Origin of the sequence: Treponema sp. J25 (assembly GCF_004343725.1) — a bacterium.
In the GTDB taxonomy this organism is placed as follows: Bacteria; Spirochaetota; Spirochaetia; order Treponematales; family Breznakiellaceae; genus J25.
Genome location: NZ_PTQW01000052.1, coordinates 1,560 through 1,829, shown reverse-complemented (window position 1 = coordinate 1,829; position 270 = coordinate 1,560).

The window sequence follows — 270 nt, the reverse complement described above, 5'->3', positions numbered from 1 at the left end:
GTACAAAACGGGTTATTAGAGTTGCATCTTGGGAAGAAAGGTGTGACAATAAATGTGGGGATGGGGGGAGCGGATATGAGCCTTGGGACGATAGCAGGAACGATGGTCGGATTGTCTGAGACTATTTCAATATTAAGGATGCGCTTAGGCGGAATAGAAGGTCGTTCTAACTTAAATGCGATTAACCAACTTGGCTATACCAAGAACAAAGAAAATTGGGAACTAGGCATACGAATAAAGACTGACAAACAAGGGGTTGAGTACGAAGAG